The sequence below is a fragment of the Burkholderia sp. FL-7-2-10-S1-D7 genome (genome assembly GCF_001524185.1).
In the GTDB taxonomy this organism is placed as follows: domain Bacteria; phylum Pseudomonadota; class Gammaproteobacteria; order Burkholderiales; family Burkholderiaceae; genus Burkholderia; species Burkholderia diffusa.
In genome coordinates this window covers 124,435-150,702 of sequence record NZ_LOWY01000035.1, presented here as the reverse complement: position 1 = coordinate 150,702, position 26,268 = coordinate 124,435, and the positions used below count along the sequence as shown (strand labels likewise).

The following is a 26,268-nucleotide window of genomic DNA, read 5'->3' as shown; positions in this document are numbered from 1 at the left end:
TCGATGTCTTCGTTTTCGTTCAGGCCGTAGCTCACGACGTTGAACCACTTGCCCGACATGTTCACCGGCGAGCCGTGCGTCAGGTGGCCGCCGTGCGCGAGGCTCATACCCATGATCGTGTCGCCCGGCTTAAGCATCGCGAAGAACACGCCCTGGTTCGCCTGCGAACCCGAGTTCGGCTGCACGTTCGCGGCTTCCGCGCCGAACAGCTGCTTCACACGGTCGATCGCCAGCTGCTCGACCACGTCGACGTATTCACAGCCGCCGTAGTAGCGCTTGCCCGGATACCCTTCCGCGTACTTGTTCGTGAGCTGCGAGCCCTGTGCGGCCATCACGGCCGGGCTCGTGTAGTTTTCCGACGCGATCAGCTCGATGTGCTCTTCCTGGCGGCGGTTTTCCTGCTCGATCGCTGCAAAGATTTCGGGATCGACGTTCGCGATGGTGCTTTGGGCTCTGTCAAACATACGGTTTCCGTTAAGTGTGTACAGGTTGACCGGAGTGGCCGAGTACATTGCGCTGCTGGCGGAACCAGCTCGACGTGGCGGAAGAATCCGTATGACGCGAGGCAGGACAGCCACCGGCGATGCACGCGACGGCGCACAACGGCTGCCCAGGCGAACGGCAAAAACGGCGCCCCGCGCTTCACGGTGGGATGCTCCACCTTGAACCCGAAGGGTTCTATCGCCAGTCACGCAGGGGTGATGAGCGCGTTAGTGTATTGGATGCGTCATGAATAGGCAACCGCACGGCGGTACGCCCGAAGCAATTGGGGCCAGACTCTACGCGCCCGTGCCGGAACGCTTTGCCGCCTTGCCGCGGTGCGGCAATCTCAGTAGGCTTGCGGGATACCACCCGCTATTTTGTCATCGACCAGGAGCAGCAATGATCGTGTTCGTCACAGGCGCGTCCGCCGGCTTCGGCGCCGCCATCGCCCGTGCCTTCGTCAAGGGAGGCCACCGCGTCGTCGCGACCGCGCGCCGCAAGGATCGTCTCGATGCGCTCGCCGCCGAACTCGGCGATTCCCTGCTGCCGCTCGAGCTCGACGTACGCGATCGCGCGGCCGTCGAGGCCGTGCCGGCCGCCCTTCCCGCCGAATTCGCGGCACTCGACGTCCTCGTCAACAACGCCGGCCTCGCGCTCGGCGTCGAGCCGGCCCAAAAGGCCAGCCTCGACGAATGGCACACGATGATCGACACGAACTGCACGGGCCTCGTCACCGTTACGCACACGCTGCTGCCCGGCATGATCGAGCGCGGCCGCGGTCACATCTTCAATATCGGCTCGGTCGCGGGTTCGTACCCTTATGCGGGCGGCAACGTCTACGGCGCGACCAAGGCTTTCGTCAGACAATTCAGCCTGAACCTGCGCGCCGACCTGCTCGGCACGCCGCTGCGCGTCACCGACATCGAGCCGGGCCTGTGCGGCGGCACCGAGTTCTCGAACATCCGCTATCGCGGCGACGACGCAAAAGCGGCGAGCGTCTACAACAATGTCCAGCCGCTCATGCCCGAGGACATCGCCGACACGATCTACTGGATCGCGACGCGCCCGGCGCACGTCAACGTCAACACGATCGAGCTGATGCCGGTCGCGCAAGCGCCCGGCGGCCCGACCGTCCACCGCGGCTGAAGTCGCGCGGGCCCGCCCTCTCGGGGAGGGCCCGCAGTGTGCTACGGCATACTACATTCCGTTACGAATCGGTTACGAATCCGGCCTCGGCCTTCCGGTAAAATGCGCGCCATGACTCAGCCTACCCGCTCCCCGGACGCGCACTCCGGCTTCACTTGGCCGGTACGCGTGTACTACGAGGACACCGACGCAGGCGGCATCGTCTTCTATGCCAACTACCTGAAGTTCTTCGAACGTGCTCGCACCGAGTGGCTGCGCGCATGCGGCATCGACCAGCGTCAGCTCGCCGACGATACCGGCGCGATCTTCATCGTTCGCAGCACATCGCTCGACTACCGGGCGCCGGCGCGACTCGACGACGCGCTGACGATCACGAGCCGGCCCGGGCGCATCGGCCGCGCATCGGTGGAATTCACGCAGGAAGCCTGGTGCGGAGACACGCTGCTCGTGGCCGGGCACATCCGCCTCGGCTGCGTCGACCGAACCGGCATCCGGCCTGCGGCCATCCCGCCGGCCGTGCTCGACGCGCTGCAACGCGGGCCCGTCATCGACGTCGGGCACACTGTATTGTCAACGAAGCTCGGATGAGCACCGTTTAGACAAAGCCTATGAACTTGCCCTCCTGAATCGATACTAAGCAAGGTTCGGCGCCAGGCCAAGCCGGCGCGCCGCGCCACACGCATACCGTGCGCCCTCGCCGGACACCCCCGAAGGGACGTTACTCAAACCTCTATGAACACTTCTCAAGACCTGTCGATCATTTCCCTCGTCCTCAACGCGAGCGTGCTGGCCCAGGCCGTGATGGGGCTGCTGCTGCTGCTGTCGCTGATGTCGTGGACCTTCATCTTCCGCAAGTGGTTCGCGATCCGCCGCGCACGCGCGCAGACCGAACGCTTCGAAAGGGATTTCTGGTCGGGCGGCGACCTGCAGGCGCTGTATCAAAGCGCGGCCAACAACCGTCACACGATCGGCGCGCTGGAGCGGATTTTCGAATCGGGGATGCGTGAGTTCCTGAAGGGGAAGGAAAAGCGCATCAGCGACCCGGGCCTGGTGCTCGACGGCGCGCGCCGTGCGATGCGCGCGTCGTTCCAGCGCGAAATGGACGTGCTCGAAGCAAACCTCGCGTTCCTCGCGTCGGTCGGCTCGGTCAGTCCGTACATCGGTCTGTTCGGCACCGTCTGGGGGATCATGAACTCGTTCCGCGGCCTGGCGAACGTGCAGCAGGCGACGCTCGCGAACGTCGCACCGGGCATCGCCGAGGCGCTCGTCGCCACCGCGATCGGCCTGTTCGCCGCGATTCCGGCGGTTGTCGCGTACAACCGCTACGCGCACGACATCGACCGCCTCGCGATCCGTTTCGAGACCTTCATCGAAGAGTTCTCGAACATCCTGCAGCGTCAGGCCCAGTAAGGAGCGCGCCATGGCAGGAAGTCCCATTCGATCCAGCATGCGCGGCGGCCGCTCGCGCCGCGCGATGGCCGACATCAACGTCGTGCCGTACATCGACGTGATGCTGGTGCTGCTCGTGATCTTCATGGTCACGGCACCGCTCGTCGCCCCGTCGATCATCAATCTGCCGACCGTCGGCAATGCCGCGCCCCAGGAACAGACGCCACCCGTCGTCGTCAACATCAAGGCCGACCGCACGATGAGCGTCAAGTACAAGGGCGACTCGGGCGCGACCCAGGAAGACACGATGACGAAGGCCGAGCTCGACAGCTTCATCGCGGCCCGGCAGGCCGACCATCCCGACCAGCCCGTCGTGATCGCGGCCGACAAGACCGTGCAGTACGATGCCGTCATGACCGTGATGTCGGACCTGAAGGCGCGCGGCGTCAAGCGCGTCGGCCTCCTCGTCAAATCGCAATGAACCGGCAGCAATCCACGCGCGGCAACGCCTATCCGTCTCAGCCCCCTCGCGAGCGCGGCACCTGGCGCGCGTTCGCGCTCGCCGCGCTGATGCACGTGCTGCTGGCGTTGTTCCTCTATCACGGCGTGCAGTGGCAGAACAGCACGCCGGCAGGCGCCGAAGCCGAACTGTGGACCGAGGTGCCCGACGTGCCCGCGCCGCGGCCCGTCGTCGCACCCACGCCGCCCGCGAAGCTCGCACCGCCCCCTCCCCCGGTCCGGGACGAGCAGGCGGACATCGCGCTGCAGCAGAAGAAACGGCAACAGGAAGCGGCCGCGCGCGAAGCGCTGCTCGAGCAGCAGCGCCGCGCGCAGCAACTGAAGACCCAGCAAGAAGAAGCCCGGCGCGAGCAGCTTGCGGCCCAGCAGGCTGCTGCCTTCGCCGCGCAGAAGGCCGCCGAGCGCGAAAAGCAGAAGCAGGCGGACAAGCTCAAGCAACAACAGCTCGTGGAGCAGCAGAAGCTCGAACAGCAAAAACTCCAGCAGCAGAAACTGCAGCAACAGAAGGAGGCGCAGCTGGAAGCGCAGCAGGCAGCGAAGGCCAAGGCCGAAGCGGCCGCGAAGGCGAAGGCGGAAGCCCAGGCAAAGGCGAAGGCCGAAGCGACGGCGCGCGCGAAGGCCGATGCGGCGGCGAAGGCGAAGCTCGACCGTGAGCGCAACGCGCGTCTCGCGCAGATGCAAGGTATGTCCGGTGCCGGCGAAGGCGGCGGTGAAGGCCTCGCGAAAAGCGGTACCGGGACGGGCTCCGGCGGCAATGCCGCGTCGCCCGGCTATCCCGACAAGGTGCGTCGCCGTGTGAAGCCGAACATCGTCTGGGGCGGCGAGCGCGCGGGCCTGACGACGGTCGTCGCGATCCGCTGCACGCCGTCGGGCGACGTGCTGAGCGTTTCGATCCGCCGTTCGAGCGGAAATTCGGGGTGGGATCAAGCCGTGGTCAATGCGATTCAGGCGTCGGTCCCATTGCCGCCCGATTCTAACGGTCGTACCCCGTCCGACATTACGATTACCTTCAAGGCGGCGGAGTGATCGCAAATGCGCTTACACTCCGTGCGTCGCTGCCGGACGGGAACGAATCGGGTATTTTTACTGTCTCTGCGGTTGCGCAGCGATCCAAGTCACATGGGAAGCAAGAAGCATGAGTTTGATGACGAAACTAGGTTTCAGGGCACTCGTGGCCTCGTGTCTGATTGCGGCCGGCGGCGCCGCTAACGCGCAGGTGAACGTGCTGATCACCGGCGTCGGGTCGACCCAGTTCCCCATCGCCACCGCGAATTTCGTGAACGAGGCGAACCTGCCGCAGCAGGTCACGTCGATCGTCCGCGCCGACCTCGCGCGCAGCGGCAAATTCACCAATATCGACGCGGGCAGCACGCCCGTGCCCGAGACCGCATCGGTCGATCTCGGCGCATGGAAGGCCAAGGGCGCGAACGCGTTCGTCGCCGGCAGCGTGAACCGTGAAGCCAACGGCCAGTACAAGGTGAACTTCATCCTGTACGACACCGTGAAGCAGCAAAGCCTCGGCGGCCTGTCGCTGACGGCGAACGACAACACGCTGCGCACGGCTGGCCACAAGATCGCCGACTACATCTACCAGAAGTTGCTCGGCGTGCGCGGCGTGTTCGCCACGCGTCTGTCGTACGTGATCAAGACGGGCAACCGGTACCAGTTGCAGATCTCGGACTCCGACGGCCAGAACGCACGCATCGCGCTCTCGAGCACCGAGCCGATCATCTCGCCGGCCTGGTCGCCGAGCGGCACGAAGGTCGCGTACGTGTCGTTCGAGCGCAAGAAGCCGATCGTCTACATCCATGACCTGCCGACGGGCCGCCGCTACATCGTCTCCGACCAGAAGGGCAACAACAGCGCACCGGCGTGGTCGCCGGACAGCAACACGCTGGCCGTTGCGCTGTCGCTGACGGGCAATACGCAAATCTATACGGTCAATGCGAACGGCGGCGGTCTGCGCCGGCTCACGCAGAGCAGCTCGATCGACACCGAACCGTTCTACTCACCGGACGGCCGCTGGATCTATTTCACGAGCGATCGCGGCGGCGCGCCGCAGATCTACCGGATGCCCGCGCAAGGCGAAAGCGCCGGCGCCGCGCAACGCGTGACCTTCACCGGCAGCTACAACACCAGCCCGCGCATCAGCCCGGACGGCAAGCTGCTCGCCTACATTTCCCGCACGGGTGGGGGGTTCAAGCTGTACGTTCAGGATCTGCAAACCGGCGCGGCGAACGCCATCACGAATACCAATCGCGACGAATCGCCGAGCTTCGCGGCAAACGGCCAGTACCTTCTTTACGCTACCCAGTCGGGTGGTCGCAACGTGCTGGCAGCAGTGCCCTCCGACGGCAGCGCGCCGCCGCAGATCCTGTCCGTCCAGGGCGGCTCCGTTCGTGAGCCGTCGTGGGGGCCCTTCATGCAATGACCACAAGGAGAGTAACCATGATGTCGAACAAAGCTCGTCTGGCCCTGGCCGTGATGATGATCAGCGCGCTCGCAGCGTGTAAGTCGGGCGTCAAGCTCGACGACAAGGCTAACGCGGGCGCGATGAGCACGCAGCCGAGCGCCGACAACGTCGCACAGGTGAACGTCGATCCGCTGAACGACCCGAACAGCCCGCTTGCGAAGCGCAGCATCTACTTCGACTTCGACAGCTATTCGGTGAAGGACGAATACCAGCCGCTGCTGCAGCAGCACGCTCAGTACCTGAAGAGCCACCCGCAGCGCCACGTGCTGATCCAGGGCAACACCGACGAACGCGGCACGAGCGAGTACAACCTTGCGCTGGGCCAGAAGCGTGCGGAGGCTGTCCGCCGCGCGATGGCACTGCTCGGCGTGAACGACTCGCAAATGGAAGCCGTGAGCCTCGGCAAGGAAAAGCCGCAAGCATCGGGTCACGACGAAGCATCGTGGGCGCAGAACCGCCGCGCCGACCTCGTCTACCAACAGTAAGTAACGGAAGAATTGCCGTATGACGCACCGTGTATCCTGGCTGCGGATGGCCGCAGCATTCTGCGTCGTCGGCGCGGCGTGGTCGGCCGCGCCGGCGCACGCCGGCATGTTCGACGACAACGAGGCGCGCCGCGCCGTGCTTGATCTGCGCAGCAAGAGCGACAACCTGTCCAGCCAGTTGTCGGCCGCCCAGCGTACGATCCTCGATCAATCCGGCCGTATCGACCAGCTGAACCAGCAGGTCGCGACGCTGCGCGGCGAGAACGAAGATCTGACGAACCGGCTGACGACGCTCGAGCGGCAGCAGAAGGAGTACTACCAGGATCTCGACACGCGGCTCAAGAAGTTCGAGCCGCAGCAGGCGACGATCGACGGCGTGGAAGGCACCGTGCAGCCGGGTGAAACGGATGCGCTCAACGCGGCGCAACAGCAGTTCCGCAACGGCAACTTCAAGGCGGCGGCGGCTTCGTTCCGCGCGTTCATCGCGAAGTATCCGCAGAGCCCGTACCAGCCGACCGCGCAGTACTGGTACGGCAATGCGCAATACGCGCTGCGCGACTACCGCGGTTCGACTGCAACGTGGCAAGGGATTGTCAGCAAGTTCCCGCAGCACCCGCGCGCGGCCGACGCACTCGTGGCAATCGGTACGAACCAACTCGAGCAGGGCCAGAAGGCGGCCGCGAAGAAGACGTTCGAGCAGGTCGTGTCGCAATACGCTGGATCGAACGCTGCGCAGACGGCACAGGGCAAGATCGAAAGCATCAAATAAATTATGGTGACGGGTTGTTGACAGACCCTCGATCCGCCGCTACAATCTTTTGCTCTTTGGGTCGTTAGCTCAGTTGGTAGAGCAGCGGACTTTTAATCCGTTGGTCGCGTGTTCGAGTCACGCACGGCCTACCAAGATGTCAAGAAGGGGCTTCCGGGAAACCGGAAGCCCCTTCTTCATTGTTGTTGCCTCGCGCGCAGGTGTGCGCCGCGGCAGGCAGACACTTCTCCCCTCTTCGATTTTCGCCAACGGTTCGCCGTCGAGCACAACGACTCCGCCGGCAACCTCACGTGTCGCGCTGCGCGCGCCGCCAGCGCCCCGGCGTCGTGCCGAGCACCGCGCGAAACGCCTTGCCGAACGCGGCCTCCGACTGATAGCCGACTGCCTGCCCGATCTCCGCCTGCCCGCGCTGCGTGTCCTGCAGCAGCGCGCACGCATGCATCATCCGGATCTGCGCGATGAACGCGCCGACACTCATCCCGGCCCGCTCGCGGAAATGCCGTGCATATGTCGCGCGCGACATCGCCGATGCATCGCCGAGAGACTCGACCGTCCACGGCTTCTCCGGCGCCTGCAGCACGGCCTGAACCGACGGGCCGAGCCGCGCGTCGGCCGCAAGCGCGAGCCAGCCGGACGGCACGCGCGCACCACGACCGTATGCGCGCAACGCATACGCGAGCAGCGCCTGGCCGAGCGCGTTCACGATCGCGCCGGCGCCCGGCTGCCCATTCGACGCCTCGGCGCGCAGCACGCTCGTCAGCAGCTGCAGCGGCGCGAATCCCGACGCCTCGCGCAACCCGACATGCAGTACATGCGGCAGCGTGCGCATCAGCAGTTCGCCCGCCCCGCGCGCATAGACGAACCGTCCACACAGCAGGTCCACGCTCGCGCCGCCCGGTTCGGCCGGATCGAGATTCGACTTGACCGGCAGCACCGTGCCACCGCCGGTCCCCAGATCGCGCAGCGCTGCAACCGGCCCCAACCGGCCGGCCCCTGCGTCGAGCAGGTCGTGCGCGCCACCCGCGGGCAGCAGTACGAAATCGCCGTCGGCGAGCTGCAGCGTGCGCCCGTCCGCGGTACGCATCCGGCACGTTCCGGCCAGCACGAGGTGAAACGCGGCCTCGCCGGGCGGCAACGGATCGTGCGGCATCGCGAACGGGCCATCGAGCAGGCAGCGCACGTCGAGTTCGACATGGCTGCGGCCCAGCGATAGTAGTTGACTGAGGGCATCCATGAGACGATCTCGCTAAAAATTGACACTCTAGCGTATCGAAACCCTCAGCGCGAACGATCAGAATAGGTCTGCATCGCCCGAGATCGCGGCGCCCGCCGCCCTCCTCACCTCTTCTCGAAAGGACGCATCATGCTGAACTGGAACGAATACCGGAAGGAACTCTCGACGCGCATCGGCGACATCGCCAAGCTGTCGCCCGATACGCTGGCCGGCTACAAGGCGCTGTCCGGCGCCGGCGCCAAGACGGGTCATCTCGACGCAAAGACGCGCGAACTGATCGCGCTCGCGGTGGCCGTCACCACGCGCTGCGACGGCTGTATCGCCGTGCACACGGCGGAAGCCGCGAAGCATGGCGCGACCAAGGAGGAAGTGGCGGAAGCGCTCGGCGTCGCGATCGCGCTGAACGCGGGCGCGGCGCTCGTCTACTCCGCCCGCGTGATGGACGCGCTCGGCGACTGACGCGCGCACGAAGGATGCGGCACCCGCCGCATCCTTCGTCGACGATCGACCGGCGCAGTCTGCCAACCGGCGAGCGTGCGGCAGCCGCGTATAACGGCGCCGCGAAGTCGGCTACCATGCGCGAGAGGATTCATCGCGAAGGAGCGCTCCATGTGCCGCTGGCTCGCCTATACGGGTAATCCGATCCATCTCGAGACCGTACTGTTTCGCGCGAAGCATTCGCTGATCGACCAGAGCCTGCATTCGGAACTGGGCGCCACGACCACCAACGGCGACGGGTTCGGCATCGGCTGGTACGGCCGCCCCGACGAACTGCCGTTCCGCTACCGCTCGGTGCATCCCGCGTGGAACGACCGCAACCTGCGCGAAGCCGCGCGCGCGATCCGCTCGCGGATGTTCATCGCGCACATCCGTGCGGCAACCGATACGCCCGTGCAGGAAACCAACTGTCACCCGTTCCGCCACGGCCGCTGGCTGTTCGCGCACAACGGGCTGATCCGCGATTTCCACAAGCTGCGCCGCGACCTGACGATGAAGATCGACCCGGCGCTGTTTGCTACGCTCGAAGGGTCGACCGACTCCGAGCTGATGTTCCGTCTCGCGTTGACCTACGGCCTCGAGCAGATGCCGCTGCCGGCGCTCGAACGCATGGTCGGCGTGATCGAGGACACCGCCGCGCGATACCGCGTCGCCGAGCCGCTCAACATGACGATCTGCGCGACGGACGGCGACCGGATCATCGCGGTGCGCTACTCGAGCGAACGGCAATCGCGCTCGCTGTTCCACAGCACGTCGTTCAAGCATCTGCACGAACTTTATCCGCACAATCCGCGCATCCTCGAAGCGGGCGACGACGCGTTCATGGTCGTGTCGGAGCCGCTCATCGACCTGCGCGGCGCATGGGAGGAAGTGCCGGAAAGCACGGTGATCGTCGCGCAAGGGGCGGATGTGCAGCAGCGGCCGTTCAATCCGCGGCACAAGTAGGCCGCGAAGGCGTTTGCGCCGTCAGCCGCGACGCGTGAGCCGCATGCGTATCGAATCAAGCTCGGCGGGCAGCTGTCGCGAGCGCTGACGCGACCGCGTCAGCGCGACAAAGCCGAGCCGCTCGTACAGTGCGCGGGCGCGCTCGTTGCGGGTCAGCACGTCGAGCACGATGTCGCGGCTGTCGTCGTCCGGCAACGCACCGGTCGCGAGCGCGTCGCGCAGCAGTGCGGTGAAGATGCCCGTGCCGCGCCGCCGCTCGTCCGTCGCGCAATGCGCGATGAGGATCTGCCCACGCCTGGGCGCCGGAATCTCCGTTTCGAGCACCAGCCCGCGCAGCAGCTGGCCGATCGTGCGACGCACGCCGAAAAAGCGCGCCAGGGCCCACACGACGTGAACGTCGTCGAACAGCGTCCGACGCCCGTCATGGATGGCCATCACGGCATGCACGGTGCCGTCTGCGCCGACCGCGACCCGATGCCTGCGCCACGAAAACCGGCCGTGACGCGACCGGAACGCCTGTTGCAGGAACGCGATGCAGCGCGCGTCGCTCTCACCGAGGAAGAAACCGAATTCGCCGACGCCGGATGCGAACACGAGCGGTGCGCATGCCGCCGCATCGTCCGCGCATGCGGCGCGAAACGGCGTCGATGCACCGGCTTGCGGGACGTCGAACGACGGCGCGAGCGCCGCGGCGGGCATCATGACGCTCGCCCTGCCAGGCGGGCCAGCACATCGACCGTCCGGCTGATCTGCCCGGGCTCGTGCGTCGAGCAGATGAAGAACCGCAGGCGCGCGGCCTTCTCCTCGACGGCCGGATAGAAGATCGGCTGCACGTTGATCCCTTCGTCGAACATCGCGTTGGCCCACTGCGCAGCTTTCAGCGAACTTCCGGTGATCACCGGCACGACCGCATACCCGGCGCTCGTGCCGGTGTTCAGCCCCGCCGCGCGTGCCTCGGTCAGGAATTGCCGCCCGCGCGCCTGCAGTTGCGCAACCCGCCCCGGTTCGGCCTGCAGGCGTTCGAGCGCGGCCAGCGACGCTTCGGCGAGCGTCGGCGCGAGTCCGACGCTATAGAGAAAGCCCGGCGCGAGATGGCGCAGCATGTCCACGAGCGGCTGACAGCCGGCGATGAAGCCGCCGCAACCGGCCAGCGTCTTGCTCATCGTGCCCATCCACACGTCGACCTGGTCGGGCGCGACCGCGCAATGTTCACGGATGCCCTTGCCCGTCGCGCCGAGCACGCCAAGCGAATGCGCTTCGTCGACCAGAAGGAACGCACCGTGGCGCGTCTTCACGTCGACGAAACGCTGCAGGTCCGGAAAATCGCCATCCATGCTGTACAGCCCCTCGATCGCGATCAGCACGTGCCGGTATTCGCGACGCACGCGCGACAGCAGTTCGTCGAGCGCCTGCCAGTCGTTGTGCGCGAAGCTCAGCCGTTTCGCGCCGCTCAGCTGTGCACCCTGCACGATGCTGTTGTGCGCGAGCGCGTCGTGGACGATCAGGTCACCGGGGCCGAACAGTGCGCCGATCACGGTCACATTGGTCGCGTGGCCGCTCACGAACGCGACGCAATCATCGGTCTCGTAGAACGCGGCCAGCGCCCGCTCGAGGTCGCGCTGCACCGGACGCTCACCCGCGACCATGCGGCTCGCGGACGCCGACGTGCCGTAGCGGTCAATCGCAGCCTTCGCACGTTCGGATACGGTCGGATCGCCGGCGAGACCGAGGTAGTTGTAGTTCGCGAAGTTCACGTACTCGCGACCGCCGATCTGGGTGGTCGCGCCGGCAACGCCATCGTGCACGCGGAAGAACGGCGAGTCGACGCGCAGCTTCTCGCCCATCTCGCGCATGATCCTGACCTGCTGATACTGCGGCATCGATTCGAAACGGCTGCGCGCCGACGCGGCCTGTGCCGCCGGCGTACCAGGCACGCCGGGCGCCGCGACAGCTTCCGTCGCGCGCTCAAGTTGCCGTTTCAGGGCTTTCGCCGCCAGTTGCTGGCGAAGGTGTTCTCCGAGTGCCATGGGTTAGTTCGGTATATGTCGCGAATCGGTTATAAGGTGTCGCTTGACTTATCAAAAGCGCCGATTCAGGCTTCGGCGAACTCGATCCACCGCCAGGCATTCCTGTCGGCAAGCAACGCATCGATCAACCGGAAATTCATTTCGTGGCTGGGTCGCAGTGCACTGACACGCGCGAGCAGCGGTGCGCCGGCGAGCGCGAGATCACCAACAAGATCGAGCACGCGATGCCGCACGAACTCGTCCGGCAGTCGCATCCCGCCCAACACGCGATTACCGACGATGGAAGCGGTGCACGACGGACGCGCGCCTCGCAATATCGGTGTGCCGCGCAAATAACCGGCGATGATCGCCGGCACGGCCCATTTCACGCGTCCGTACGAACGCGACGGCGCGATTTCAGTTGCAAACGTGTCCGGCGTCAGCGCTCCATCCCAATGCATGTCGCCGAAGCCGCGCAAGTCGTTCCGCACGCTCAGTTCATAACGCGGCGCCGGCTCGATCCGCATTTCGCGTCGCTGATCGCCTATGCCGTCTGCGACCACGAGAGGCCGCAGCACACGAATGAAGCGCTTCGGTGTGTGGAGCGCAATTCGGCCACAGGCACGAATCGCGTCGACCCACGGCTTCGCGCTTCCGTCGAGAATCGGCACCTCCTCCGCATCGAGCTCGACAACCGCATGATCGATCTCACATGCCAGCAGAGACGCGAGCAGATGCTCGATCGTGCGAACGCCGACGCCGTCGGCATTGCGCAGCATCGTGCAAAGCGGCTGTGCGCGACGCAGGGCGGGATCGACTTCGAGTTCACCGAGTTCGCGTCCGTTGCGCACCCTTCGAAACACGATTCCGCGCCGCCCGCGCGCCGGCGTCATCGGCTGGATACGCACCTGCACGTGCCGACCGGTATGCAGACCGTGTCCCGACAACGCGAGCGGCCGCGCAAGCGTGCCCTCACTCGTCTGCCAGCCAGGGGGCTGCTCGATTCGAGCAATCACCGTGTCAACTGACACGCTTTCGTCCCTTGGCTCGTTCAATTTGAACTCCGCTCGAGTTGGGCCTGTGCTTCATCACCAAGCGCATGCCGCGCGACCAGCGCTTGCGCCAGTTCGTCCACGGCCGCGGTCTTCTCGTCGCCGCTGCGCCCACCGAGCAAATCGACGATGCGCTTGGCCAGCGTATGCACCGTCGCGCCTTCCGCGATCGCCATGATCGACAGCTTGACGCCGAAGGTCTCCTCGACGGCCATGCCGAGCTCCATGCCCATCAGCGAGTCCATCCCGAGATCGAGGACCGACCGGCCTGCATCGACGCGCTCCGGCGACATATGAAGAATCCGGGCGATCTGGCCGCGCAGCGCCGTCTCGACGAGCGCGACCGCCTCGGCCGGCGGCAACGTACGCAATTGCTCCAGCAACACGCGATCGTCGCTCGACGTTTCGGCCGTCCCACCCGTCTGCAACGCCGTGTAACGCTGAGCGTGCGCGGCCGGCATGCCGCGCGAAATGGCACTCCAGTCGAGGCGCACGACGGCTTCGCCGGCGGTCCCTTGGGCAAGCGCGCGTTCGAGCGCGGCCATCGCTTCGTCCGACGTGATCGACGCACCGCCGATCCGCGACTGCAACGCCTCGCGCGTGCCGGCGTTGCGCGCCAGGAAGCCGACGTCCTCGATGGGGCCCCACGCCATGAACATAGCCGGCTGGCCGGCCGCGCGACGATGCGCGACCAGCGCCTCGAGGAAGCCGTTGGCGGCGACGTACGCACCCTGCCCCGGGTTGCCGAGAAAGGTCGTCGCCGACGAATACACGACGAAGAAATCGAGCGTGCACCGCTGCGTCGCGCGATGCAGGTTCCATGCGCCCGCCACCTTCGGTTCGAGCACGGCCGCAAAGCGCGCGTCGTCGACGTTGCGCAGCAGCCCGTCGTCGATCTGCATCGCCGAATGCACCACGCCCTTGAGCGGCGTTCCGCGACGCTCGATCTTGTCGACGAGGCCATCGAGCGCCGTGGCGTTGGTCACGTCGCATCGCGCGACCGACACGTCAGCGCCGAGCATGTCCCGCCAGCGATCGGCTTCCGCCTGCATTGCCGCGCCCAGCGCGCCGCCGCGACTCGCGAGCGTCAGGTGCCGCGCGCCGCGCTCGATCATCCAGCGCGCGGTCGCAAAGCCTAGCCCGCCGGTGCCACCGACGATCAGGTACGCCGCGTGCGGATCGAATCGCTGCGCCGGCACGGCAACGCCACGCGTCGGCGCCGGCGTGCCTGACGGATAGGTGACCAGCACCTTGCCGATCTGGCGTGCCTGCTGCATGTAGCGGAATGCTTCCTCCGCACGTGCGGCCGGGAATGCGCGGTATGGCAACGGATGCAGCACGCCCGAGGAGAAGAGGTCCATCACTTCCTCGAACAGTCGTGCCGTCAGCGACGGCAGCACGCCCATCAGTTGATCCGCGTCGATGCCGAAATAGCTGATGTTGTTGCGGAACGGCCGCAGGCCGATCTGGCTATTCTCGTAGAAGTCGCGCTTGCCGAGTTCGAGGAAGCGGCCGAACGGACGCAGCGTATCGATGCTACGCACCATCGCTTCGCCCGCGAGCGAATTGAGCACGATGTCGACGCCTTCGCCGTGCGTGCGCGCACGGATCTCGTCGGCGAACGCGAGGCTGCGCGAATCGAACACGTGGTCGACGCCGAGCAGGCGAATGAACTCGCGCTTCTCGTCGCTGCCGGCGGTGGCGAAGACTTCCGCGCCGAGATGCCGCGCGATCTGGATCGCCGCGATGCCGACGCCACCCGCGCCACCGTGCACGAGCACGCGCTCTCCGCGTCGCAGTCGCGCCAGTTCGCACAACGCGTAGTACGCGGTGAAGAACGTCGTCGGAACCGTGGCGGCCTCCTCGAACGACATCGTGTCGGGCTTGTGTGCGATCGCGGTTGCGCGCGTGACCACGCGTGTCGCGAACGATGCCGGCGCGAAACCCAGCACCGCGTCGCCCGGTGCAAACCCTTCGACGTCCGCGCCGACCCGCGCAACGCGCCCCGACATTTCCATGCCGATCGTCGCGCCCGCGAAGCCCGTCTCGACGGCTTCGTCGGACAGCAGCCCCATCGCATACATCACGTCGCGGAAGTTGAGCCCCGTCGCCATCGGCTCGACCTCGACCTCGCCGGCGGCGAGATCGCGTGCCGGCATCACGAACCATTCGAGGTTGCGCAACGAACCCGGCATGTCGAATGCGAGCCGCGCGCCCGGCCGGCCCGATACGCGTGACGGCGCGCCGTCACGCTCGGCCGCCTGCGCGGCCGGCAGCATGCGCGGCACGTAGCGGCCCTGCGGCGCCAGCAGCACTTCTTCCTCGCCATCGTCGCCAAGCAGCGCCATCGCAAGCTGCGACGCCGGTTGTTCGACGGCGCGATCGACGTCGATCAAGCGGAACGGCAGCGTCGGATACTCGTTCGCGATCACACGGCCGAGACCCCACAACGTTCCAAGCTCGGGGTGTGACGACGTGCCTGCGGCAAACGGCGCGCCGCCACGCGTCACGACACACAGTTGCCCGCGCTCCATCGCGCCGGCGGCATCGAGATCGCGCACGATCGATGCCAGCGCGAGCGCGCCACCGTGCTGCGCGCGCATCATGGCCGCACCGTCGGCGGTGTCGAGCGATGCAAGCGGCGCCACGAACACGATATGCGCCGGATGCCCGGCCGGCTGACGCGCCGACCATGCCGCGGCATCACGCACCGCTGCCGACTCGACATGGCAACCCAGCCGCTCGAGCTCGCCCGACAAGGCGATGCCGAACGCGTCGACATCGTCCTGCACGATCAGCCAGTGCGGGCCGTCACTCTGCGCCATGCGACGCGCTCGATTCTCGTCCCGCGATGCGCCGGCCGCTTGCTCGCGGGCAGCGGGCTTGCGCGCGACGAAGAACGTCGGCATGCCCTCGAGATCGAGGCCTTGTTCGGTATCACGCACCACGTCGATCAGTCCGGCGCGTTCGCACATCGACTCGATCGCCGCTGGCGCCAGCGCGCCGTACGCGCGGGCGGCGTTCGCGCCACTGGCCGTGCCGAACACGATGTCGGCGAACCGGCTGCGGCGCGCATTGGCAATGACGACGAGCCCGCCGGGCGCGAGCCGTTCGGCGATCGCCGTCAGCGCGGCGAGCGGATCCGGATGATCGCCCAGCATCCGGTTGACGATCACGACGTCGAACGGCGTCGTATCGTGGCATTGCGAGAACAGCGGCGCGTCGGTCGCGAACGCCAGCGTCCGCACGTGCGCGTGCGCTTGCGCATCGAACCCGGCGAGCTGCTGCGGCGTACCGGCCAGCAGGTATTCGCAGCGACCGGCCGGCACGTCCACGTCGAGCGGTTGCAGCACGTCGCCGCTCGCGGCACCGAACTCCAGTACACGCAAGCGGCGTGCGGCCGGCCACGCCGCGACGGCCTGCGTCACGCACGCGGCGAGCAGCGCGCGCGCATGCGCCCAGGTCGGCGATGCATCGAAGAACTGTTCGACCAGACTGCGCCCGATCGACGACAGCAGCACGCCCTCGGGCGACGCATCGCGCAGCACGCGCGGCAGCGCCGCACCGACGTGTGCCAGCAGCGTCAGTTCGGCGACATGGGCCGGCGATGCCACCAGCACGTCGCGCCACAGCGCGTCACGCGCGGGCATCGCCGCGCAGGCGTCGTCATCGCGAACCAGACGATCGCCTTCGAAGCGCGCCAGCCCGTCCTCGACGACGATGTCCGCCAGTCGCGCGACCTGTTGCGGATGCGTCTTCGTCAGCAGCGCCGGCTGGGCGAACGCGCCGAGCGCATCCAGCGCATCGAGCGCATACAGACCGGCAAGCACGTCGAGCAGCGGCAGCATTTCGGTCAGATGCTGCGTGCGGCGCTCGACGTCCTCACACGCCGCGACGTGCGCGTTCGCACGCTCGACGAGCACGCCCGGCGGCGGCAACGCGTCGGCCGTGTAACCGGCCGGCAGCGGCCGCGCTTCGAGCACGTAGGCAAAGCGCGCGGGCGCGCCGTGACAGCGACCGGCGAGATCGACGCGGCGGAAGCGGCACGCGGAAAGGCGCGCGACGATCTTGCCGTTTGCATCGATGAATTCGAACGACGCGACGATCGAATGCGGGCTGCGGCGATGAATGCGCGCCAGCACGCGACGAATCGCTTCGCCGCTCAGGAAATCGACACGACCGATCTGCACGGGGACAAACGCCGACTGCGCATCGCTCGGCGTGGCGCCGGCCTGCGCCAGCACCGCGAACAGCGGATGGAACCCGCTGTCCATCAGCGCGGGATGTAGCAGATAGTCCGACCGCGCACGCGCATCGGCAAGGACCGGCGGCACATCGAGCTCGGCAAGCGCGTCGTCGCCCGACACGCGCAGCGACCGCACCCACCGGAACGCCGGCCCGTAGCTCAGGCCGATCGCCGTCGTGCCCGCATACAGTGCGTCGCCGGACAGCGCCGGACGCGACTGCAGACGGGTGACGACGGACGCATCCGGCGTGCTGTACGCATCGAGCGTATTGCCGCTTTCGAGCAGGCGCCCCGTCACGTTCAGGTTCCATGGGCCGTCCGACATCCGGTCGCGAGTCTCGATCGTAAACGACGCGGTGCGCACGTCGATCGCGAACCGGAACAGCTTCGCATGCTGCGGCTGGAACACGACCGGCATGCGGATCTCGACGTTCTCGATGGCCACGTCCGGTGTGCCGAAGAACGTGCGCGCCGCCGCGAGTGCCATCTCGACATAACCGGCGCCCGGAAACGCGATGCCGCCGTCGACCACGTGATCGGCGAGCATCGGCACGCGCTGCGGATCGAGCTGATTCTCCCAGGCGAACGCATGCTCGTGCAGACGATAGCCGAGCAGCGGATGATCGATGCGACGATTCACGAGCCCGTAGCCCTCGACGCTCGGCACGAGCCAGTAACGCTCGCGCTGCCACGGATAAGTCGGCAGCGCGGCGTGCGGGACATCGGGAACGAGACGGTCGAGATCGACGCGCGCCCCCTGCGCGACCGCCGACAGGAACGAATGGGCGAGCATTTCCGCACTATCGTGCTGACGCTTGAGCGTCGGCACGACGACGCCCGGCGCGACGCGTGCGGCAAGCGTCTGCTTCACGTAAGTGCGCAGGATCGAATGCGGGGCGATCTCGACGAACACGCGCACGCGATCGTCGGCCAGGCGAGCGATTGCATCGCTGAAACGGACCGGCTTGCGAATGTTGCGCCACCAGTAATCCGCGTCGAGCGCGGTACCCGGCAACGTGTCGCCGGTGACCGTCGACACGAATCGCGTATGCGTATCGCGCGGCGCGAGATCGGCCAGCCCGTCGCGCACGACCGGCTCGATTACATCCATGCGGCTGCTGTGGAACGCATAGTCGAGGCCGAGCATCTGATAGAAATGGCCGGCGTCCGCGAGCGCCGCGCCGATTGTTTCGAGCGCGGCTTGCGACCCTGCGAGCGTCACCGAGTCGGGGCTGTTGCTACCCGCGATTTCAATGGCCGCGGCGAGATCGAGACGCGCGATCCAGTCGCGCGCCGCGGCTTCGCCGATGCCGGCCGCCGCCATCCTGCCCGTGCCGCGCGTCAGGCCCTGGGCCCCGCTGCGAATCCTGATCACGCGCACGGCCTCGGCGAGCGTGAGCGCGCCCGACACCCAGGCCGCCGCGATCTCGCCGACACTGTGGCCGACCGCCGCATCGAAGCGGATGCCGCGCGCGGTCAGCACACGCGTGATGCCGACCTGCATCGCGAACAGCAGCGGCTGCGCGTTCTCGGTCGCGGCGAGCCATTCGGCATCGACACCCGCGCACATCGCTTCGACGAGCGACGCGTTGCCGTCCGCGCGCCACAGCGCATCGACTTCGTCGAGCGCCGCGCGAAACACCGCATCCTCGGCATAGAGCCGCTTGCCCATGCCGGCCCACTGACAGCCGTTGCCCGCGTAGACGAACGCGACGGACGCGTCGCCTTCAATGGCCTGCCCCTGCACGACGCATGCCGGCAGCCCGCGCTCCGACGGCTCCGCGAGTGCGGCAAGCGCCGCCAGGCCTTCATCCTGATCCGCCGGCGCGATGACCGCGCGATGCTCGAGCCATTGACGACGCCGTGCGGCGGCGGCCGCGAGTGCGGCCCAGCCGGCACCCGACTGCAGGCGCGCGAGATAGCGTGCGGCAACGGCCGCCAGCGCGGCCGGCGACCGTGCGGTGAGGACGAGCGGCGGTAACGGAGCATCGATCCTTGCCGCCGACTGCGCCACTGGCGCGGGCGCCGGCGCCGCCTCCGCTTCGGTCACGACGACGTGCGCATTCGTGCCGCCAAAGCCGAACGAATTGATGCCGATGGTCAGCGGCGCATCGCTGCGCTCGAGCGGCGTGAACCGATCGACCACGCGCAAGCGGCCGCCTTTGAAGTCGATGCTGGGGTTGGGCGTGTCGAAATGCAGCGAACGCGGCACCGCGCGGTGCTTCAGGCACAGCACGGCCTTCAGCAGACCGGCCATGCCCGATGCCGTTTCGAGGTGTCCGATATTGGTCTTGACCGAACCGATCAGGAGCGGATCGGATTCCGGCCGGCCGCCCGACACCGCATCGATCAACGCACGCGCCTCGATCGGATCGCCGACCGCCGTGCCCGTGCCATGCGCCTCGAGATACGCGAGCGTGCGCGGATCGATGCCCGCGCGCCGATACACGGCGCGCAGCAGGTCCGCCTGCGTCGCTGCTGCAGGCACGTTGATGCCGCCGTGCGAATGGCCATCCGAATTCACGCCCGATCCGGCGACGACCGCGTGGATCGTATCGCCATCGGCCAACGCCTGGTCGAGCGGCTTGAGCAGCACGAACGCACCGCCTTCGGCGCGCACGTAGCCGTCGCCGGTCGCGTCGAACGCGCGGCAGCGGCCGCGCGGCGACAGCATCGACGCCTTCGAGAAACTGACGAATCCGAACGGATGCAGCAGCAGGTTGACCCCGCCGGCAAGCGCCATCGCCGTCTCGCCGGACTGCAACGCGCGGACCGCCTGATGAAGCGCGACGAGCGAGGACGAGCATGCGGTGTCGACCGACATGCTCGGGCCGCGCAGGTCGAACAGGTAGGACACGCGGTTCGACGCGATGCTGAGCGTGTTGCCGGTTGCCGAATACGGATCGATCGTGTTCATGTCGTCCATATTGCGGTTGCCGTAATCCATGCCCGCCACTCCGACGAACACGCCGCAGTCGCGGCCGCGCATCGCAGCCGGACGCACGCCGGCGTCTTCGAACGCCTCCCACGCGAGTTCGAGCAGCAGCCGCTGCTGCGGATCCATTTGCGCCGCCTCACGCGGCGAGATGCCGAAGAATTCGGCGTCGAAGCCCGCGACGTTGTCGACGACGCCCGCGGCGAACGTGTAGCTCTTTCCCGGCTCCCGTTTCGACGGGTGCTGGTAGAACGCCGTGCCGAATCGGTCCGGCGGAATGGCGGTCACGGCATCGCGTTCGTCACGCAGCAGTTTCCAGAAGTCGTCGGGTCCCTCAACCCCACCGGGAAAGCGGCAAGCCATCCCAACTATTGCAATTTTCTTTTCCATCATCACGCCGGCGTCTGCAGCATCCCGGTCGGCGAAGCGGCACGAGTGCAATTGACGTGCACCATCGCGCGCTGTATCGCGGCACCGAGACTCTCGACGCGAACGTTTCGGTGCTCGCCGAAATCGTTCGCGAAGTTGCGCCAAATAAAGTAGTCGCTATTGGTCGGTTCGGTTTCGAGCGCGTCGAACACCGAAGTCAGCGCAGGAACATGGTCGCCGTAAAAGCACAGCACGGTCGGCCGCTCCCGCTTGCGGAGATAATCAGTCAGCTTGCCGATCATGCAGTCGGCATTCTCGACGTGTCGAAGATAGGCGGTCAGGTCGCGCCAGCGCGCATCGTCGCCGAGCGTATGCCGAGATTCGGATTCGCCCGGTCCGACCGGTTCGAGATGCAGCGGACCGTGGTTTTCCATCGTGATCGCAAACGCGAACACCGGCGCGTCACCGTGCTCCTGGAGGGCCGCGATGATCGCATCGGCCACCGGGCCGTCTCCGACATACGGCCCGATTCGCGCCGCACCGCCGAAGTCCCGAATGTCGAGAAAGCGGTCGAAATGCATGAACCGGAATGCCCGGTCGCGCCCGAAGAAATCGGCGTGGTAGGGATGAATCGCGAGCGTGCGATATCCGCCTCGCTTGAACCAGCCCGCCAGCGACGCACACGCGCGGCGCACATACATGTACGGGTAAAAGCGCGAATAGCCGAGCGATGCCGACGGCAATCCCGTCAGCATCGCGAATTCGCTGCGCATCGTATTGGCGCCCCAGGCGGGAACGTCCAGGCTGCCCTGCGCGAATGCCTCGCGGCGGGCGCGATCGAGATTCGCGTACGGCTCCGACGACACGCATGCGCCAAGACGACGCGCGTCGAAATAGGATTCGCTCTGGATGACGATCACGTCCGGCGTGCCGTCCGGACGGCCGCGGGAGAATGGCCCGGCGTCGACCGCGCGAAAGAACGCACTGCGCTCTGCACGCCGCAGCCCGTTGACGAGGTAAGCGACGAATGCCGCGAAGAAACCCGTCCGACGCTGGTCCGCCATCGGGTCGAGCGTCAGCGGCATGCGACGCGACAGCGAGACACAGACCGGCACGCAAGCGACCGCGATCAGTGCGGCGGCGCCACGCGCCAGCATGCCGGCTGGTTGTTCGAGCAGGAAACCGATCGTCGCGACCGCCACGGCGGCAACGATGCCGAGCACCTTGCCCGCACTCAGAAACGGCAGATAAAGACGCGGATGGGCGAAAACCTGGCTGAACAGGCTCAAGTCCGTAAAGACGAAGGGCTCGCGCAGGGATTCGTATTTTGCGTTGCTGATGACGGCCAGCAACGCGATCAGCACGAGGGCGACGGATGCCGAGAAAAGCGGCCGTGCCGTCACGGCGAAAGTCGCGCTCGCCACGATCGCGAACGCGCAGACATGCAGTGCGATCGCCGCCGGCGAACGGGCGAGCGACGCGCGCGGATACGCGATGGCCTCTACGAGAAACGAGAGTGCGGCTGCGGCAGCCGCGAACGCGAATCCGGGCAGCACGTCACGCCTTCCCGCGCGGGAGATAGGACAGACGACCGAGAATGGCATCCGCCAGCGTGGCAGGCAGCAGGCGCAGCAATTTGATGCCGAGGGCAAGACTGAACGGAAAGGCAATTTCCACGCGGCGTCGCGCGAGGCGCTTCTTGATGTACCCGGCAGCCTTGTCCGCGCTCCACATGAACGGTTTGCTGCCCGGGAAGACGTCGCTCATCGCCGTGCGGACAAAGCCCGGCATCACGACCGACAGGCCGATGCCCTCGCGTGCGAGAATCGGGCGCACGGAATCGCAGTAGGCGACCAACGCCGCCTTGCTCGCGCAGTAGGCGGGCGAGATGGCCATGCCCCGCAACGCGGCGAGCGAACTGACGACCGCGATCTGCCCGCACTGGCGCATGCGCATCCGGTCGATGGCCGGCAGCACCGCATGCAACGCGCCGTACAGGTTGGTATCGACGACGTCGGCGGTGCGCGCCATATGCTCCCAATCGTCCGCGGACTGCAGCGTGCTGGCCACGCCCGCATTCGCAATCATCAATTCGATTGGATACCGCGTATCGAAATCGATCATCCAGTCCTGGACGGCGGCCGAGTCGCGCACGTCCATGCAGCCGATCACGGCGTGGGCCCCGCGCGCACGGCACTCCGCGGCGACGGATTCCAGCCGCGCCGAATTTCTGCCGATCAACCCCAGCGTGGTATCGGGCGCGGCATAACTCAATGCCAGCGCACGTCCAAGCCCGGCACTGCTGCCGGTTATCACGATTGCTCGTGGCCCGCTTGCGCTCACCTGCCCTCCCCGGTTGCGAGTATTGCTACTTCCCATCGTTTTAAACAGACATTGTTTTTCAGCGGTGTCTGGTTATCGATCTTCAAGCGCCAAGCGCTGCCTGATATTTCGATCAAGCAGCAGACAATATTGTCGATTTATTGCGCCTTATTAATTCACAAAACTTGACAACGCCAGCAGCAGCACAAACATTGCCAAAAGCCCGCGGATGCAGTCGTGACGATTGCTGGATCAAGAGGGCAACGGATGGCAAAGGACGTGCCGAACTAGGTCACCGAGAAACACGCACAACACGAGGAAAAAAGCACCAACACAAAGCTTACAACGGGCCGACGCGATCATACACCTGGATTAATATTTTGAGTAGCACCCTACATGTTACAAGTGCTTACAAGCCCCAAAACCAGGAGTGACATCCAGCGCATGACCCGAGAACTTCACCGCCCGCAATCATCGCGCTAGAGCATTTCCGCCCGGCTCAGCAACTTCAATTTGAATTTCGGCAAAATTCACATCTCCCCCCGTGTCAGTAGCTCCCGCGGACGGACCACCCCATCCACGAACCACCTCAGTAGCGATCGAACGAAGATTTCATCCGGCAAAACAACAAATGCCCCCACGCCAGAGGCAATTTCTGAAGCTAGCATGACGATTTGTCGGATCAATGTGGCTCCAACCGGCCCGGATTCTGGGTGGCATTCTGCTCCACCACATTCGCAAGCACCGAATTTCTCGAATCTTCTTCGCAAATCTTGACGGTCTTTCGAATTGCCTCATGCCCTCAATCGCGCACAAGGATTGCAAGGGCTCAGCCGGTCATCGCCCCTGCACCTTACGACCGACAGGAATCCGACCACGCCCCTCGGTAAGACGCGAACATGCATCGCTGAACCTTGCGCGAGTGATACCCTCGAGACTGGGTCTCGTAAGGCGGCGAAGGCGGAGAGGAACAAGGCGCGCTTGACCACCTTATTGCCGCGCCTGGATGGGTGCTCGCCACTGAGCTTTCCCTGTAACTTCGCCTTCCAACCGGTCGTGTATAAACTCGACGGAAAGGAAGGAATCGGGGATGTTTAAAGTACCGAAACAAGCGTATACGGCGGAGTTCAAGGTGGCCGCCGTCCAGCAGGTGAAGCGAGGGCAAGCGCCGCAACCAGGCACTCATCACTCTTGCACGGCGACGCTGCGACGTCTTGTTCGCCATGCTGCGCGACGGCGCCATTCACCAACCCAAGTCTGCCCCTAACGCTTGACGAAAGACATGCCCCCGTCAAGCTTCGGGCCGCTCATGCATCCCCGCCGAACAGGTCACGTGTGTAGACCTTGTCCGCGACATCGGCTAGATCCGGTGTCAAGCGATTCGCGACGATCACGTCTGCCGCGCTTTTGAATTCGACGAGGTCCTTCAAGACAGTCGAATTGAAGAAGTTCGCCTCGTTCAATGCGGGTTCGTACACGATGACCTCGACACCCTTGGCCTTGATGCGCTTCATGACCCCCTGAATACTAGATGCACGGAAATTGTCAGATCCGGACTTCATCACCAGCCGATAAATACCGACCACCCGCGGCTTGCACCGGAGAATACTCTCGGCGATGAAATCCTTCCGCGTGCTGTTCGATTCCACAATCGCGCGAATCAGATTCTGCGGTACGTCACGGTAGTTAGCCAGTAGCTGCTTGGTGTCCTTGGGTAGACAGTAGCCACCGTAGCCGAAACTCGGGTTGTTGTAGTGAGCGCCAATCCGCGGATCGAGACATACGCCGTCAACAATCTGGTGCGTATCCAGACCGTGCTGCGCAGCGTAGGTGTCCAGTTCATTGAAGTAGGCGACGCGCATCGCGAGATACGTGTTCGAGAAGAGTTTGATCGCCTCTGCCTCGGTACTACCCGTAAACAGAGTTACGATGTCTTCCTTGATGGCTCCTCGCTTCAAGAGATTGGCAAACACTTCCGCGCGAGAGGAGCGCTCTCCTATAACAATCCGTGAAGGGTGCAAATTGTCGTACAGCGCCCTGCCCTCTCGCAAAAACTCGGGAGAGAAGATTAGATTGTCCATGCTCAACGCAGCACATATGCGCGCGGTGTAGCCAACCGGGACGGTCGACTTGATCACCATCACAGCCCGCGGGTTGATGGCCATGACATCGCGAATGACGACCTCAATGGAGCGGGTATCAAAGTAATTCGTCTCCGGGTCGTAATCGGTCGGCGTGGCAATGACGACGTAGTCCGCTCCGGCGTATGCCTCTTCCTTATCAAGCGTAGCGCGGAAATTCAGGTCCCTGAACCGAAGATACTCTTCAATTTCGGCATCCTCGATCGGCGACTCCTTGCGGTTGAGCATAGCCACCTTCTCGGGAAGGATGTCCAGAGCCACGACTTCATTGTGTTGTGACAACAAAACGGCGTTGGACAGGCCGACGTAGCCTGTACCGGCGATTGCGATTTTCATGCAAACATTTTTCAGACAGATAGGGAAGTATTTGCTGCATCCTCCGCAGCCAGCTTCTGGCTTCACGCAACAGATCGATGCATCGATGGGGACAATTATTCTACGGCAGACGCCGGAGAAATTTCAGGAGCACGTGAACTCATGCTCGTACAGTCGCTGCCGAACGGCGCGATATACCAGGCCGCTCCCCGAAAGCAGCTCTTGCGGCGACGGCCTTGTAGTGAAGAAACCAATGCGCATGGGGCGTTGGCCATGCACTATATGATGTTGTAGCAAGAACGTCCGTAGAGAGCGTAGACAGTCGACTCATCGATACACAGCCAGCCGTTCATCTTCCGAATTACATTACAAATATAACAAAAGGAGCAAGCCACCGACTGCCCGCTCCATCCGTTACGTATGACGCAGCATCACGTCACGCGAAATTAACTCGGACCACATCGAGTCACCTACAAACACCAGAAGCTACAATCCAATGCGACCATGACCGGAAATCACTTATTTTCCAAGATCTCCAGCGCCCGCGCCGCAGCTTCTACTTGGCCTGCGCTTCGGAATTTGTGCCCGACTCAGAACTCCGTTGCATCGAATCGATAGCGGCCCGAACAGGCTGCCGCGCCAGCGCCTTGCTGTTCGCTATTGAACTTACAAACTCAACAACATTTCCATATTTATCCGGAAGCACCGATGAAAAAGCAGCAACGACGAATGTGAGCGCCGCAATTGCAAAAGCAAACTCGGTCAGAATATCAAGCGCCCCGAGCACCACTGGTATCAAGCACAACGCAGCAGCCGTACCTTTATCGAAGCCCAAGTATATGGCGGAAAAATACATCACAATTCCAACCAATACCGCTCTAAAAATTCGAAATACGATACCCACGACCCACCCCGCAAATTTTAATTAGCGCCCTGACGCC

At 65.1% G+C, this 26,268-nt stretch carries 19 protein-coding genes, 1 tRNA gene, 1 pseudogene and 1 riboswitch; of the genes and pseudogenes, 11 read left to right on the top strand and 10 right to left on the bottom strand.

Features of this window, described 5'->3' with window-relative positions; genetic code table 11:
- Window positions 1-464: pseudogene (gene glyA, locus WS75_RS15735) on the bottom strand (serine hydroxymethyltransferase); the annotation flags it as partial.
- Between the two features lie 137 nt (window positions 465-601).
- Window positions 602-702, bottom strand: a riboswitch (ZMP/ZTP riboswitch).
- Window positions 703-882: 180 nt separating this feature from the next.
- Between glyA and WS75_RS15730 the strand changes: the two are divergent.
- From WS75_RS15730 to WS75_RS15690, 9 genes are all read left to right on the top strand, one after another.
- Window positions 883-1,629: an SDR family NAD(P)-dependent oxidoreductase gene (locus WS75_RS15730; protein ID WP_059681301.1), complete on the top strand. Its 747-nt coding sequence runs from the start codon at window positions 883-885 to the stop codon at window positions 1,627-1,629.
- A 102-nt stretch (window positions 1,630-1,731) separates the two neighbouring features.
- Window positions 1,732-2,217 (top strand): tol-pal system-associated acyl-CoA thioesterase, encoded by a 486-nt coding sequence (gene ybgC, locus WS75_RS15725; RefSeq protein WP_059681300.1) that lies wholly within the window; start codon window positions 1,732-1,734, stop codon window positions 2,215-2,217.
- A gap of 144 nt (window positions 2,218-2,361) precedes the next feature.
- Window positions 2,362-3,039 (top strand): protein TolQ, encoded by a 678-nt coding sequence (gene tolQ, locus WS75_RS15720; RefSeq protein WP_059608333.1) that lies wholly within the window; start codon window positions 2,362-2,364, stop codon window positions 3,037-3,039.
- Window positions 3,040-3,049: 10 nt separating this feature from the next.
- Entirely contained in the window at window positions 3,050-3,499 is a 450-nt protein-coding gene (tolR, locus tag WS75_RS15715; RefSeq protein WP_031399575.1) for a protein TolR, read from the top strand.
- A complete protein-coding gene (tolA, locus tag WS75_RS15710; protein WP_059681299.1) occupies window positions 3,496-4,563 on the top strand; it encodes a cell envelope integrity protein TolA in 1,068 nt (355 codons plus the stop codon). Before tolR ends, tolA begins: the two co-directional genes overlap by 4 nt.
- A gap of 109 nt (window positions 4,564-4,672) precedes the next feature.
- A complete protein-coding gene (gene tolB / locus WS75_RS15705; protein WP_059681298.1) occupies window positions 4,673-5,968 on the top strand; it encodes a Tol-Pal system beta propeller repeat protein TolB in 1,296 nt (431 codons plus the stop codon).
- 17 nt (window positions 5,969-5,985) lie between these two features.
- Entirely contained in the window at window positions 5,986-6,495 is a 510-nt protein-coding gene (pal, locus tag WS75_RS15700; RefSeq protein ID WP_059465490.1) for a peptidoglycan-associated lipoprotein Pal, read from the top strand.
- Between the two features lie 19 nt (window positions 6,496-6,514).
- Window positions 6,515-7,264 carry a tol-pal system protein YbgF gene (gene ybgF / locus WS75_RS15695; protein WP_059608330.1) on the top strand — a complete coding sequence of 250 codons (750 nt, stop codon included), beginning with the start codon at window positions 6,515-6,517 and terminating at the stop codon, window positions 7,262-7,264.
- A gap of 58 nt (window positions 7,265-7,322) precedes the next feature.
- Window positions 7,323-7,398 (top strand) — tRNA-Lys (locus WS75_RS15690).
- A gap of 152 nt (window positions 7,399-7,550) precedes the next feature.
- On the opposite strand, the gene WS75_RS15685 is transcribed toward WS75_RS15690, so the two are convergent.
- Window positions 7,551-8,498: a cupin domain-containing protein gene (locus WS75_RS15685; protein WP_059681297.1), complete on the bottom strand. Its 948-nt coding sequence runs from the start codon at window positions 8,496-8,498 to the stop codon at window positions 7,551-7,553.
- 129 nt (window positions 8,499-8,627) lie between these two features.
- On the opposite strand from WS75_RS15685, the gene WS75_RS15680 reads away from it, so the two are divergent.
- Window positions 8,628-8,957 carry a carboxymuconolactone decarboxylase family protein gene (locus WS75_RS15680; protein ID WP_006484989.1) on the top strand — a complete coding sequence of 110 codons (330 nt, stop codon included), beginning with the start codon at window positions 8,628-8,630 and terminating at the stop codon, window positions 8,955-8,957.
- 150 nt (window positions 8,958-9,107) lie between these two features.
- Window positions 9,108-9,941 (top strand): class II glutamine amidotransferase, encoded by an 834-nt coding sequence (locus WS75_RS15675; protein ID WP_059681296.1) that lies wholly within the window; start codon window positions 9,108-9,110, stop codon window positions 9,939-9,941.
- 21 nt (window positions 9,942-9,962) lie between these two features.
- Here WS75_RS15675 and WS75_RS15670 read toward each other — a convergent pair whose 3' ends face one another.
- From WS75_RS15670 to WS75_RS15635, 8 genes are all read right to left on the bottom strand, one after another.
- Window positions 9,963-10,640, bottom strand: a complete 678-nt coding sequence (locus tag WS75_RS15670; protein WP_257129392.1) for a GNAT family N-acetyltransferase — start codon at window positions 10,638-10,640, stop codon at window positions 9,963-9,965.
- Window positions 10,640-11,968: an aminotransferase class I/II-fold pyridoxal phosphate-dependent enzyme gene (locus WS75_RS15665; protein WP_059681294.1), complete on the bottom strand. Its 1,329-nt coding sequence runs from the start codon at window positions 11,966-11,968 to the stop codon at window positions 10,640-10,642. Before WS75_RS15665 ends, WS75_RS15670 begins: the two co-directional genes overlap by 1 nt.
- A gap of 65 nt (window positions 11,969-12,033) precedes the next feature.
- Window positions 12,034-12,951 (bottom strand): UDP-3-O-acyl N-acetylglycosamine deacetylase, encoded by a 918-nt coding sequence (locus WS75_RS15660; protein ID WP_059681306.1) that lies wholly within the window; start codon window positions 12,949-12,951, stop codon window positions 12,034-12,036.
- A 47-nt stretch (window positions 12,952-12,998) separates the two neighbouring features.
- Window positions 12,999-20,570: a type I polyketide synthase gene (locus WS75_RS15655; RefSeq protein ID WP_059681293.1), complete on the bottom strand. Its 7,572-nt coding sequence runs from the start codon at window positions 20,568-20,570 to the stop codon at window positions 12,999-13,001.
- 2 nt (window positions 20,571-20,572) lie between these two features.
- Window positions 20,573-22,105, bottom strand: a complete 1,533-nt coding sequence (locus WS75_RS15650; protein ID WP_059681292.1) for an LTA synthase family protein — start codon at window positions 22,103-22,105, stop codon at window positions 20,573-20,575.
- Window position 22,106: 1 nt separating this feature from the next.
- Window positions 22,107-22,892 carry an SDR family NAD(P)-dependent oxidoreductase gene (locus tag WS75_RS15645; RefSeq protein WP_082729611.1) on the bottom strand — a complete coding sequence of 262 codons (786 nt, stop codon included), beginning with the start codon at window positions 22,890-22,892 and terminating at the stop codon, window positions 22,107-22,109.
- 1,286 nt (window positions 22,893-24,178) lie between these two features.
- Window positions 24,179-25,348, bottom strand: a complete 1,170-nt coding sequence (locus WS75_RS15640; protein ID WP_059681290.1) for a nucleotide sugar dehydrogenase — start codon at window positions 25,346-25,348, stop codon at window positions 24,179-24,181.
- Window positions 25,349-25,883: 535 nt separating this feature from the next.
- The gene (locus tag WS75_RS15635) at window positions 25,884-26,231 is read right to left on the bottom strand and encodes a hypothetical protein (protein WP_156429795.1); all 348 of its coding nucleotides are present in this window, start codon (window positions 26,229-26,231) and stop codon (window positions 25,884-25,886) included.
- Window positions 26,232-26,268 lie beyond the last annotated feature (37 nt).